The organism is Pseudomonas sp. TH39(2020), assembly GCF_016650715.1.
Lineage (GTDB): Bacteria > Pseudomonadota > Gammaproteobacteria > Pseudomonadales > Pseudomonadaceae > Aquipseudomonas > Aquipseudomonas mandelii_C.
In genome coordinates this window covers 608,899-621,785 of record NZ_JAEKFF010000007.1, presented here as the reverse complement: position 1 = coordinate 621,785, position 12,887 = coordinate 608,899, and the positions used below count along the sequence as shown (strand labels likewise).

The 12,887-nt window shown below is 60.4% G+C and carries 11 protein-coding genes; 9 read left to right on the top strand and 2 right to left on the bottom strand.

Annotated features, from left to right (window positions below; translation table 11 throughout):
• The first annotated feature begins 239 nt into the window (after positions 1–239).
• From JFU47_RS23270 to JFU47_RS23255, 4 genes are all read left to right on the top strand, one after another.
• Positions 240–602 (top strand): ArsC family reductase, encoded by a 363-nt coding sequence (locus JFU47_RS23270; protein WP_207203057.1) that lies wholly within the window; start codon positions 240–242, stop codon positions 600–602.
• Positions 603–634: 32 nt separating this feature from the next.
• Complete coding sequence (gene dapD, locus JFU47_RS23265) at positions 635–1,669, top strand: 2,3,4,5-tetrahydropyridine-2,6-dicarboxylate N-succinyltransferase (protein WP_123365799.1); 1,035 nt, start codon at positions 635–637, stop codon at positions 1,667–1,669.
• A 92-nt stretch (positions 1,670–1,761) separates the two neighbouring features.
• Complete coding sequence (locus JFU47_RS23260) at positions 1,762–2,967, top strand: aminotransferase class V-fold PLP-dependent enzyme (protein WP_140677659.1); 1,206 nt, start codon at positions 1,762–1,764, stop codon at positions 2,965–2,967.
• Positions 2,964–3,368, top strand: a complete 405-nt coding sequence (locus JFU47_RS23255; RefSeq protein WP_201185916.1) for a SufE family protein — start codon at positions 2,964–2,966, stop codon at positions 3,366–3,368. The genes JFU47_RS23260 and JFU47_RS23255 overlap by 4 nt, the downstream gene beginning before the upstream one ends.
• 89 nt (positions 3,369–3,457) lie before the next feature.
• On the opposite strand, the gene tcdA is transcribed toward JFU47_RS23255, so the two are convergent.
• Positions 3,458–4,270 carry a tRNA cyclic N6-threonylcarbamoyladenosine(37) synthase TcdA gene (gene tcdA / locus JFU47_RS23250; RefSeq protein WP_446739644.1) on the bottom strand — a complete coding sequence of 271 codons (813 nt, stop codon included), beginning with the start codon at positions 4,268–4,270 and terminating at the stop codon, positions 3,458–3,460.
• 288 nt (positions 4,271–4,558) lie between these two features.
• Here tcdA and JFU47_RS23245 point away from each other — a divergent pair, with 288 nt between their 5' ends.
• The 4 genes from JFU47_RS23245 (at position 4,559) to JFU47_RS23230 (ending at position 9,806) form a co-directional block, all read left to right on the top strand.
• Entirely contained in the window at positions 4,559–7,150 is a 2,592-nt protein-coding gene (locus JFU47_RS23245; RefSeq protein ID WP_140677664.1) for a glycosyltransferase, read from the top strand.
• Between the two features lie 234 nt (positions 7,151–7,384).
• Positions 7,385–8,536: a succinyl-diaminopimelate desuccinylase gene (gene dapE / locus JFU47_RS23240; RefSeq protein WP_123365795.1), complete on the top strand. Its 1,152-nt coding sequence runs from the start codon at positions 7,385–7,387 to the stop codon at positions 8,534–8,536.
• Positions 8,536–9,345 (top strand): putative RNA methyltransferase, encoded by an 810-nt coding sequence (locus tag JFU47_RS23235; protein ID WP_201185912.1) that lies wholly within the window; start codon positions 8,536–8,538, stop codon positions 9,343–9,345. Before dapE ends, JFU47_RS23235 begins: the two co-directional genes overlap by 1 nt.
• An 83-nt stretch (positions 9,346–9,428) precedes the next feature.
• A complete protein-coding gene (locus JFU47_RS23230) occupies positions 9,429–9,806 on the top strand; it encodes a hypothetical protein (protein ID WP_008146702.1) in 378 nt (125 codons plus the stop codon).
• A gap of 135 nt (positions 9,807–9,941) precedes the next feature.
• Here JFU47_RS23230 and JFU47_RS23225 read toward each other — a convergent pair whose 3' ends face one another.
• Positions 9,942–10,151 carry a cold-shock protein gene (locus JFU47_RS23225; RefSeq protein ID WP_008146705.1) on the bottom strand — a complete coding sequence of 70 codons (210 nt, stop codon included), beginning with the start codon at positions 10,149–10,151 and terminating at the stop codon, positions 9,942–9,944.
• 163 nt (positions 10,152–10,314) lie between these two features.
• On the opposite strand from JFU47_RS23225, the gene plsB reads away from it, so the two are divergent.
• Positions 10,315–12,816 (top strand): glycerol-3-phosphate 1-O-acyltransferase PlsB, encoded by a 2,502-nt coding sequence (gene plsB, locus JFU47_RS23220; protein ID WP_201185910.1) that lies wholly within the window; start codon positions 10,315–10,317, stop codon positions 12,814–12,816.
• Positions 12,817–12,887: the final 71 nt, after the last annotated feature.

The window sequence follows — 12,887 nt, the reverse complement described above, 5'->3', positions numbered from 1 at the left end:
CGCAGCGCTTGCGTGTTCCGCTGCAGCCAATCAGCAACGGCTCCCAGGCAATCGACAGCATTAAAGTGCCATATTAGCCGCTTAGACTGCGGGGTGGCCGTTGCACCAATGTCGCACACCGCAAACACCGCGCTCCCACAGGTTTTGCAGTGGCGTATCACCACGACCGACGCGAAACCGTCCGGTCATGGCATAATCCGTCACCTTTTATTTCCAGCACCTGCAAAGGGGGCAATTCCTTGACCGTTTCAAGCAAAACGTTGCACCTTTTCGGCATCAAAGCCTGCGACACCATGAAAAAGGCGCGCACCTGGCTCGATGAACACGCTGTCAGCTATGACTTTCATGATTACAAGACGGTCGGAATCGACCGTGAACACCTGACCCAATGGTGCGATGAGCACGGCTGGCAAGTGGTGTTGAACCGTGCAGGCACGACCTTTCGCAAGCTCGACGACGAACGCAAAGCCGATCTCGACCAGCCGAAAGCCATCGAACTGATGCTCGCACAACCCTCGATGATCAAGCGCCCGGTGCTTGATCTCGGTGACCGAACCCTGATTGGCTTCAAGCCAGATATCTACGCGGCAGCGCTCAAGTAAGCAGCCCGTTCCATTTTGTTAGAGGTATCAACATGTCTACTACCCTGTTCAGCCTGGCCTTTGGTGTCGGCACTCAAAACCGTCAAGGCGCATGGCTGGAAGTGTTTTACGCGCAGCCACTGCTCAACCCTTCGGCCGAACTGGTCGCTGCCATCGCGCCTGTTCTGGGCTACACCGAAGGTAATCAGGCCATCGCCTTCACCACCGCTCAGGCGTCGCAACTGGCTGAAGCCCTGAAAAGCGTCGACGCTGCCCAGGCTGCCTTGCTGACCCGTCTGGCCGAGAGCCACAAGCCGCTGGTCGCGACCATTCTGGCCGAAGACGCTCAGTTGACCTCCACCCCTGAGGCCTACCTCAAGCTGCACCTGCTGTCCCATCGTCTGGTCAAGCCGCATGGCCTGAACCTGGCGGGCGTGTTCCCTCTGCTGCCGAACGTGGCATGGACCAGCCAGGGCGCAATCGACCTGGCCGAACTGGCCGAGCATCAACTGGAAGCCCGTCTGCGCGGCGAGCTGCTGGAAGTGTTCTCGGTGGACAAGTTCCCGAAAATGACCGACTACGTGGTTCCGGCCGGCGTGCGTATCGCTGACGCGGCACGTATTCGTCTGGGCGCCTACGTGGGCGAAGGCACCACCGTGATGCACGAAGGTTTTGTTAACTTCAACGCCGGCACCGAAGGCCCGGGCATGATCGAAGGCCGCGTTTCCGCTGGCGTATTCGTCGGCAAGGGTTCGGACCTGGGCGGCGGTTGCTCGACCATGGGCACCCTGTCGGGCGGCGGCAACATCGTGATCAAGGTCGGCGAAGGCTGCCTGATCGGCGCGAACGCCGGTATCGGCATTCCATTGGGCGATCGCAACACCGTTGAGTCGGGCCTGTACGTGACCGCTGGTACCAAAGTGGCGCTGCTGGACGAAAACAACAAACTGGTCAAAGTCGTGAAGGCGCGTGAACTGGCCGGTCAACCTGACCTGTTGTTCCGTCGCAATTCGGAAACCGGTGCCGTGGAATGCAAAACCCACAAATCGGCGATCGAACTGAACGAAGCGCTGCACGCTCACAACTAAGCAGAGCGTCAAACGATCACCTGTAGGAACGCCGCATCGCTCGTTCCTACAGGTCAGGCGTACACCCGCCCATGTCACCAGGGCCCAATAGCATGATGATTCCCTCTCCCTGGCGCGCCGATTTTCCGGCCATCGCCGCATTGCAACGGCAAGACCAGACCTATCTGGACAACGCCGCCACCACGCAAAAACCTCAAGCCCTCCTGGATGCCCTGGCGCATTACTACGCCAACGGCGCGGCCAACGTGCATCGGGCGCAACACCTGCCCGGCGCCCACGCCACCCAAGCGTTCGAGGCCAGCCGCAGCAAAGTCGCCCATTGGCTCAATGCCGGCGATTGCGGGCAGATCATCTTTACCCATGGCGCAACCTCTGCGCTGAACCTCCTGGCTTATGGCCTGGAACATCTTTTCAATCCGGGCGATGAAGTTGTCATCAGCGCCCTGGAGCATCACGCCAATCTGTTGCCGTGGCAGCAACTGGCCCACCGTCGCGACCTGAAGCTGGTGATCCTGCCACTGGACGCCGACGGTTTGATCGACCTTGATGCCGCCGCGCAGTTGATCGGTCCGCGAACCCGTTTGCTGGCGGTCAGTCAGCTGTCCAACGTGCTCGGCGCCTGGCAGCCGTTGCCCGCCCTCCTGACGATGGCCAAGGCGCATAACGCGCTGACCGTGGTCGATGGCGCCCAAGGCGTGGTTCACGGCCGGCACGACGTGCAAGCGCTGGGCTGCGACTTCTATGTGTTTTCCAGCCACAAGCTTTACGGCCCCGATGGGCTGGGCGTGCTGTTCGGTCGCAATGAAGCGCTTGAGCAACTGCGCCACTGGCAATTCGGCGGCGAAATGGTGCTGGATGCGGATTACCACAGCGCACGGTTCCGCCCGGCGCCACTGGGTTTTGAAGCGGGTACGCCGCCGATTGCCGGCGTGATTGGTTTGGGGGCGACGCTGGATTATCTTGCGGGGCTTGATCAGGACGCGGTTTGCGCCCATGAAGCAGCGCTGCATGACTATTTGCTCAAAGGCCTTGAAGCACGCAATGGCATTCGGTTGCTGGGCAAGCCGCAACTGGCGCTGGCCAGTTTTGTCGTCGAGGGTGTGCATAACTCTGATTTGGCGCATTTGCTGACCGAACAGGGGATCGCGGTGCGCGCCGGTCATCACTGCGCCATGCCGTTGCTCAAGCATTTTGAGCTGGCCGGGGCGATTCGGGTGTCATTGGCGCTGTACAACGATTCCGAAGACCTGGAGCGGTTCTTTGAAGCGCTGGATCAGGCGCTGGAGTTGTTGCGATGAACTTGCCTGCCGATGCGGTTGCGGCGCTGGAGGTTTTTCAGAAGGCTGCCGGTTGGGAACAACGGGCGCGGCTGTTGATGCAGTGGGGCGACCGCCTGCCGGCGTTGAGCGATGTGGATAAGGTCGATGCCAACCGCGTGCATGGTTGCGAAAGTCAGGTGTGGCTGGTGGGCGCGCTGGACGACGGTCACTGGCAGTTTGCCGCGAGCAGCGATGCGCGGTTGATTCGCGGGCTGGTGGCGTTGCTGCTGGCGCGGGTTAACGGGTTGTCGGCTGTAGAGTTGCAGCAGGTGGATTTGCCGGAGTGGTTTAATCAGTTGGGCTTGGCGCGGCAATTGTCGCCATCGCGCAGCAATGGCTTGAATGCCGTGCTTCAGCGGATGAATGAGTTGGCTGGTTAATCGCCTTCGCGAGCAAGCCCGCTCCCACATTTGAAATGCGTTCCCCTGTGGGAGCGGGCTTGCTCGCGAAGGGGCCATCCGTAGCGACCTTAAACTTGAGGTTTAATTCGATCGGCCGGGCGTCTTACACCCGCCACAATCTTATCCACAGCCTTGGTCGCCGCGACCATCCCAAAAGTCGCCGTCACCATCATCACCGCACCAAACCCTCCGGCGCAGTCGAGCTTCACGCCATCACCGACAAAACTCTTCTGCAAGCAAATGCTGCCATCCGGTTTCGGGTAGCGCAGTTGTTCGGTGGAAAACACGCACGGCACGCTGTAATGGCGGGTCACGGTACGGGAGAAGTTGTAATCCCGGCGCAAGGTTGAGCGCACTTTCGAAGCCAACGGATCATTGAAGGTCCGGTTCAAATCGCACACCTGAATCAACGTCGGATCAATCTGACCGCCCGCACCGCCGGTGGTGATGATCTGAATCTTGCGGCGCTTGCACCAGGCAATCAGCGCCGCCTTGGCATTCACGCTGTCGATGCAATCAATGACGCAGTCGATATTCGGCGTGATGTATTCGGCCATGGTCTCGCGGGTGACGAAGTCCGCCACCGCGTGCACGGTGCAGTCCGGGTTGATCCCGCGAAGGCGCTCGGCCATCACGTCAACCTTGGGTTTGCCGACGGTGCTGTCCAGCGCGTGCAACTGACGGTTGGCGTTGCTGACGCAGACGTCATCCAGGTCGAACAGCGAAATCTCGCCCACGCCACAACGGGCGACGGCTTCCGCCGCCCAGGAACCGACGCCACCCACGCCGACGATCGCCACGTGGGCCGCGCGCAAACGCTCCAGGCCGTCGATGCCATACAAACGGGCGATGCCTGCAAACCGCGGATCTTCTGTACTCATGACCATTACCCCAAAAACCGGCGCGCATTATAGGGCCGTCAGCGGCCAAGAGCATCTTTGGGCTATGAACGGGCGTCTTGACCGCTGTAATCAGGCTACACAGAACCAAGATTTAACCTACAAGGTCCAACGAAAGAACTTAAACCGAGTTGGATTGCCCAACGTCCGGCATTTCCCTGTCCGCTGTACGGTCAGTGAACGCCCGGTGTAGGATGCGCGCCCCCAGCCTCTTGGCAATCGGCCGCCGACCGTTCCTTCGTTCCACAGCCTCCGGAACCCGAAAAAGCTATGTCATCGCGTAAATTTGGACTCAACCTGGTCGTGGTGCTCGCCATCGCAGCCTTGTTTACCGGCTTCTGGGCGCTGATCAATCGCCCGGTCACCGCCCCCAACTGGCCTGAACAGATCTCCGGCTTTTCGTACTCGCCGTTCCAGCAAGGGCAGTACCCGCAAAAAGAGCAATATCCGACCGACGATGAAATGCGTCGCGATCTGGAGATCATGAGCAAGCTGACGGACAACATCCGTACTTACTCGGTCGATGGCAGCCTGGGTGATATCCCCAAGCTCGCCGAAGAATTCGGTTTGCGCGTGACGCTGGGTATCTGGATCAGCCCGGATCTGGCGCGCAACGAGCGTGAAATCCTGCGCGCCATTGACCTGGCCAATACCTCCCGCAGCGTGGTTCGCGTCGTGGTCGGTAACGAGGCGATCTTCCGTAAGGAAATTACCGCCGCCGAACTGAGCGTGATCCTTGATCGCGTCCGCGCGGCAGTGAAAGTACCGGTGACGACCTCCGAGCAATGGCACGTCTGGGAAGAAAACCCGAGCCTGGCCAAGCACGTCGACCTGATCGCCGCCCACGTCCTGCCGTACTGGGAACATGTTCCGATGGAGCAGTCCGGGCAGTTCGTACTCGACCGCGCCCGTGACCTGAAAAAGATGTTCCCGAAAAAACCGCTGCTGCTGTCGGAAGTCGGCTGGCCGAGCAACGGCCGTATGCGCGGTGGTGCCGACGCGTCGCCGGCAGACCAGGCGATTTATCTGCGGACCTTGGTCAACAAGCTCAATCGCCAGGGCTTCAACTACTTCGTGATCGAAGCCTTCGACCAGCCGTGGAAGGCCACTGACGAAGGTTCGGTGGGCGCGTATTGGGGCGTGTTCAACGCCGCGCGCCAGCAGAAATTCAACTTCGAAGGCCCGGTGGTCGCGATCCCGCAATGGCGCGTGCTGGCAATCGGCTCGGCGGTGCTGGCGTTGCTGTCCCTGACCTTGCTGATGATCGACGGCTCGGCCCTGCGCCAACGTGGCCGCACCTTCCTGACCTTTATCGCGTTCCTGTGCGGTTCGGTGTTGGTGTGGATCGGTTACGACTACAGCCAGCAATACAGCACCTGGTTCAGCCTGACAGTAGGATTCCTGCTCGCGCTCGGCGCACTTGGGGTCTTTATTGTTTTGCTGACCGAGGCGCATGAACTGGCCGAAGCGGTCTGGACCCACAAACGCCGGCGTGAATTCCTGCCGGTGGTCGGCGATTCGGACTACCGACCGAAAGTCTCGATTCACGTGCCTTGCTACAACGAGCCACCGGAGATGGTCAAACAGACCCTCAACGCCCTGGCCAACCTCGACTATCCGGACTTCGAAGTCCTGATCATCGACAACAACACCAAGGACCCGGCGGTCTGGGAGCCGGTGCGCGATTATTGCGAAACCCTCGGCCCGCGCTTCAAGTTCTTCCACGTCGCGCCATTGGCCGGCTTCAAGGGTGGCGCGCTGAATTACCTGATTCCGCACACCGCCAAGGATGCCGAAGTGATTGCGGTGATCGACTCGGACTACTGCGTCGACCCGAACTGGCTCAAGCACATGGTGCCGCACTTCGCAGACCCGAAAATCGCCGTGGTGCAGTCGCCACAGGATTACCGCGACCAGAACGAAAGCACCTTCAAGAAGCTCTGCTACGCCGAATACAAAGGTTTCTTCCACATCGGCATGGTCACCCGTAACGACCGTGACGCGATCATTCAGCACGGCACCATGACCATGACCCGGCGCTCGGTGCTCGAGGAACTGGGCTGGGCTGACTGGTGCATCTGTGAAGACGCCGAGTTGGGTTTGCGCGTGTTCGAGAAAGGCTTGTCAGCGGCGTATTACCACACCAGCTACGGCAAAGGCCTGATGCCCGATACCTTTATCGACTTCAAGAAACAGCGTTTCCGCTGGGCCTATGGCGCGATTCAGATCATCAAGCGTCACACCGCCAGTTTGCTGCGCGGCAAGGACACCGAGCTGACCCGTGGCCAGCGTTACCACTTCCTCGCGGGCTGGTTGCCGTGGGTGGCGGATGGCATGAACATCTTCTTCACCGTCGGCGCCCTGTTGTGGTCGGCGGCGATGATCATCGTGCCGCAGCGGGTCGATCCACCGTTGTTGATTTTCGCGATCCCGCCATTGGCGCTGTTCGTGTTCAAGGTTGGCAAGATCATCTTCCTCTACCGCCGTGCGGTGGGGGTCAACCTGAAGGATGCGTTCTGCGCGGCACTGGCAGGGTTGGCGTTGTCGCACACCATCGCCAAAGCGGTGCTGTACGGTTTCTTCACCAGTAGCATTCCGTTCTTCCGCACCCCGAAAAACGCCGATAACCACGGCTTCTGGGTGGCGATTTCGGAAGCTCGCGAAGAAATGTTCATCATGTTGCTGTTGTGGAGCGCGGCGCTGGGGATTTTCCTGGTGAACGGCCTGCCGAGCAACGACATGCGCTTCTGGGTGACGATGTTGCTCGTGCAATCATTGCCGTACCTGGCGGCGCTGATCATGGCGTTCTTGTCTTCGCTGCCGAAACCGGTGGTCGAGGGCGAGACGGCTCCGGCGGTCTAAATCGTTCCAGATGCACTAAACGGCGGCCAATGGCCGCCGTTTTGCTTTAAGATAACCGCCATTTTGCAGGGCTTGGCAGAATACGGTTTGCCGATCAAACCCAACCTTGTGGGAGCGAGCCTGCTCGCGAATGCGGTGTAACAATCAACGTTTATGTTGACTGACACACCGCATTCGCGAGCAGGCTCGCTCCCACATTAGCCCATGCCCAACTTTAAGCTTCCGGAGTTCCCCATGACGGCCCACGCCGACCTTTCGCCGACCCTTCAACTCGCCATCGACCTGATCCGCCGTCCGTCCGTGACGCCGGTCGACGCCGATTGCCAGAAGCAGATGATGCAGCGCCTGGGCGATGCCGGTTTCGCGCTGGAACCGATGCGCATCGAAGATGTGGATAACTTCTGGGCGACCCACGGTAAACACGACGGCCCGGTGCTGTGCTTTGCCGGTCACACCGACGTGGTGCCGACCGGCCCGGTGACCGCCTGGCAAATCGACCCGTTCAACGCAGTTATCGACGAACACGGCATGCTCTGCGGCCGGGGCGCGGCGGATATGAAAGGCAGCCTCGCTTCCATGACCGTGGCGGCCGAGCGTTTTGTCACCGACTATCCGGATCACAAGGGCAAGGTCGCTTTCCTGATCACCAGCGACGAAGAAGGCCCGGCGCACCACGGCACCAAAGCGGTGATCGAACGCCTTGTCGCCCGTAAGGAGCGTCTGGACTGGTGCATCGTCGGCGAACCGTCGAGCACCACTCTGGTGGGCGATGTGGTCAAGAACGGCCGTCGCGGTTCCCTCGGCGCCAAGCTGACCGTGCGCGGTGTACAGGGCCATGTGGCCTATCCGCACCTGGCGAAAAACCCGATCCACCTCGCCGCCCCGGCGCTGGCCGAACTGGCCGCCGAGCATTGGGACCACGGCAACGATTTCTTCCCGCCGACCAGCTTCCAGATCTCCAACGTGAACTCCGGCACTGGCGCGACCAACGTGATCCCGGGTGATCTGGTGGCGGTGTTCAACTTCCGCTTTTCCACTGAGTCCACCGTCGAAGGCCTGCAAAAGCGCGTCGCTGACATCCTCGACAAGCATGGCCTGGACTGGCACATCGACTGGGCGCTGTCCGGTCTGCCGTTTCTCACCGAGCCGGGTGCGTTGCTGGATGCCGTCGCGTCGAGCATCAAGGACGTGACCGGTCGCGAGACCAAAGCCTCCACCAGCGGTGGCACCTCGGACGGGCGCTTCATTGCGACCATGGGTACGCAGGTGGTTGAACTGGGCCCGGTCAACGCGACGATCCACCAGGTCAACGAGCGTGTGCTGGCTGCCGACCTCGACGTGCTGACCGAAATTTACTATCAGACCCTGATCAAGTTGCTCGCCTGATGCTCGCCTGCCCGATCTGCAGTGAACCGCTGAACGCGGTGGACAACGGCGTGGCCTGCCCCGCCGGGCATCGTTTCGACCGTGCGCGTCAGGGTTACCTGAACCTGTTGCCGGTGCAGCACAAGAACAGCCGCGAGCCTGGGGATAACCTGGCGATGGTCGAAGCCCGGCGCGACTTCTTGAACGCCGGCCATTACGCGCCGGTGGCCAAGCGTCTGGCCGAACTGGCGGCGCAATACGCGCCCCAGCGCTGGCTGGACATCGGTTGTGGCGAGGGTTACTACACCGCGCAAATCGCCGAGGCCTTGCCCAACGCCGATGGTTACGCGTTGGATATTTCCCGGGAAGCCGTCAAACGCGCCTGCAAACGTAACCCGCAGTTGACCTGGTTGATCGCCAGCATGGCGCGGGTGCCGTTGGCCTCCGGCAGCTGCCAGTTTCTCGCCAGCGTCTTCAGCCCGCTGGACTGGGAGGAAGCCAAGCGCCTGCTCAGCCCCGGCGGTGGTTTGATGAAAGTCGGGCCGACCAGCGGCCATCTGATGGAATTGCGTGAGCGGCTTTACGACGAAGTGCGTGAATACACCGATGACAAGCATCTGGCTTTGGTGCCGGAAGGCATGGCGCTGCAGCACAGTGAAACCCTGGAGTTCAAACTGACGCTGGACAAGGGTCAGGACCGTGCGAACCTGTTGGCCATGACCCCTCACGGCTGGCGCGCCAGTGCTGAACGCCGCGCGGCAGTCATCGAACAGGTCGAGCCGTTCGAGGTCACTGTTTCAATGCGCTACGATTATTTCGTACTTCAATAAACTATAAATTTTTGGTCTTGAGCAACGGCTTGAGGCCGGCTAAATCCGCGAATGGATTTTTCAGACCCGCAGTGAGGACATCCATGCGCCAACCCGATATCGAGATTTACCTGAAAGACGCCGACGTCGACTACAAGGCCGTCGCGGCCTGGCTCGGCACTGCTTTGGGCCCATGCACCGACTGGGTTCAGAAAGGCCAGACCTATAAGTGCAAGGCCGGCAACGTGTCGGTCACCTGGCTGCCGAAAGCCGTGGGCAAATGGAACAGCCTGTTCCTGGACAGCGACCAGACCCCGTGGGAAGACGACATCGCCTGCGCCCGCGCAGCGTTTGCCGCGCTGAACGTCGAAGTGCGTTGCGCACCAGGTAGCTGGGTCGAGGAAGAAGGTGAAGAGACAGCGGATCGCTGGATGCGCATCAGCGCGGATGGTGAAGAAGAGATCACCTGGAAAACTGTCTAAAAACTGTACACAAAACCTGTGGGAGCGAGCTTGCTCGCGATGAGGCCCTTTCAGTCAACATGAATGTTGAATGTCAGTCAGCTATCGCGAGCAAGCTCGCTCCCACAGTGGTTTTGGGTGATCTGAAGAGCGGATTTACAAGCCGACTACGTCTTCAGCCTGCAAACCTTTCTCGCCGGTCACCACGCCGTATTCAACCTGCTGGCCTTCAGCCAACGAGCGATGCCCTTCGCCGCGAATCGCGCGGTAGTGCACGAACACGTCCACCCCGTCCTCGCGCTGAATGAAGCCGTAGCCCTTGGCGTCGTTGAACCACTTCACATTGCCGGTTTCGCGCGTAGCCATGTCAGTACCCCCTTGTTTTTATTTTGAACGGCCGAGTATATGACAGCCGCCAAAACTCTCAACTCACTTTACTTAGCCGCTTTTTTGCCGATTTTCGGCGAATACGGCACACTACCGGCCACCCGAGCAAACGCTCGGTTTTATTCACTCATGCAGATCCCGTATGACCCGTTCCCCGTTCCGCCGTCTTGTGTTTGGCACCCTGCGCCGACTGTTGTACCTCTGGGTTCGCTCGGAGACGATCAATCAGTCGTCGTTCACCCTCAACCTCGACCGCAGCCGTCCGGTGTTCTACGTCCTGCAAAACCCTTCGCTGACCGACCTGGCCGTGGTCGATACCGAGTGCAGCAAGGCGGGCCTGCCGCGCCCGGTGTTGCCAGTATCGGTAGGTACGCTGGAGGAACCCGCGGCGTTCTTTTACCTGACGCCAGAGCCCGATTGGCTCGGCCGTCAGGATAAGCGTGGCGCACCGCCGACCTTGACTCGCCTGGTCAGCGCCCTGAGCCAGAACGCCGCCGAAGACGCGCAGATCATTCCGGTCAGCGTGTTCTGGGGTCAGTCGCCAGACAGCGAATCGAGCCCGTGGAAGTTGCTCTTCGCCGACAGCTGGGCGGTCACCGGGCGTCTGCGTCGGTTGCTGAGCATTATTGTGCTGGGGCGCAAAACCCGGGTGCAGTTCTCCGCGCCGATCCATTTGCGCGAACTGATCGACCACAACAAGGGCCACGAGCGCACCGTGCGCATGGCCCAGCGGATTCTGCGGGTGCACTTCCGCAACCTGAAAGCGGCGGTGATCGGCCCGGACATTTCCCACCGCCGCAACCTGGTCAAAGGCCTGCTGAATCAACCACTGGTCAAGCAAGCGATCCTCGACGAAGCCGAGCGTGAAAACATCTCCCCGGAGAAAGCCAAGGCCCAGGCCCTGCGCTATGGCAACGAGATCGCCTCGGACTACACCTACACCGCCATTCGTTTTCTGGAAGTGGTGCTGAGCTGGTTCTGGAACAAGATCTACGACGGGATCAAGGTCAACCACATCGAAGGCGTGCAGAAGGTCGCGCAAGGTCACGAAGTGATCTATGTGCCGTGCCATCGCAGCCACATCGACTACCTGCTGCTGTCCTACTTGCTGTTCCGCAACGGCCTGACCCCACCGCACATCGCCGCCGGGATCAACCTCAACATGCCGGTGATCGGCAGCCTGCTGCGGCGTGGCGGTGCGTTCTTCATGCGCCGCACCTTCAAGGGCAACCCCCTCTACACCTCGGTGTTCAACGAATACCTGCACACTCTGTTTACCAAAGGCTTCCCGGTGGAGTACTTCGTCGAGGGCGGCCGTTCGCGCACCGGACGCATGCTGCAACCAAAAACCGGGATGCTGGCGATCACCCTGCGCAGCTTCTTGCGTTCATCGCGCATGCCGATCGTGTTCATCCCGGTCTACATCGGCTACGAGCGTGTGCTGGAAGGCCGGACCTACCTCGGCGAACTGCGTGGCGCGAGCAAGAAGAAAGAATCGATCTTCGACATCTTCAAAGTCATCGGCGCGCTCAAGCAGCGTTTCGGCCAAGTGGCGGTGAACTTCGGCGAACCGATCAAACTGGCGGAATTCCTCGACAGCGAACAACCGGACTGGCGCCAGCAGGAACTCGGTCCGCAGTTCAAACCGGCCTGGCTCAACGAAACCACCAACCGCCTCGGCGAGAAAGTCGCGCAGCATCTGAACGAAGCGGCGGCGATCAACCCGGTCAACCTTGTGGCCCTGGCGTTGCTGTCCACCAGCCGACTGGCCCTGGACGATCGTGCGATGGCACGGGTGCTCGATCTGTACTTGGCGCTGTTGCGCAAGGTCCCGTACTCGCCGCACACCACGTTGCCGGAAGGTGACGGCCGCGCGCTGATCGAGCATGTGAAGGACATGGACCTGCTGTCCGAGCAGAGCGATGCCCTGGGCAAGATTCTGTATCTGGACGAGCAGAACGCCGTCCTGATGACCTACTACCGCAACAACGTTTTGCACATCTTCGCCTTGCCGGCGTTGCTGGCGAGCTTCTTCCAGAGCGCCTCGCGCATGAGCCGCGAACAGATCCTGCGCTACACCCGCGCGCTCTATCCGTACTTGCAATCGGAGTTGTTCATTCGCTGGTCGCTGGACGAACTGGATGCGGTGATCGATCAATGGCTCGAAGCCTTCGTCGAGCAAGGTCTGCTGCGTTTCGAGAACGACGTCTACCTGCGGCCGGCGCCGAGCTCGCGGCATTTCGTCCTGCTGACCCTGCTGTCGAAAAGCATCGCCCAGACCTTGCAGCGCTTTTACATGACGGTCTCGCTGCTGCTCAACAGCGGTCAGAACAGCATCAGCGCCGAAGAGCTGGAAGACCTGTGCACGGTCATGGCCCAGCGCCTGTCGATCCTCCATGGCCTCAACGCCCCGGAGTTCTTCGACAAGAGCCTGTTCCGCCACTTCATCCAGACCATGCTCGACCTCGACGTGCTCAAGCGAGACGAGGCCGGCAAGCTGAGCTATCACGAACTGCTCGGCGAACTGGCCGAAGGTGCGGCCAAGCGAGTGTTGCCAGCGGAAATTCGCTTGTCGATCCGTCAGGTCGCGTTGCATCGCAGTGAAGATGCGGCGGATCAGGTCGCCACACAGCCCGAGGCCTGATGAAATCCCTGTGGGAGCGAGCCTGCTCGCGAATGCGGTTTAACATTCAACATTTCAGTTGTCTGGCACAC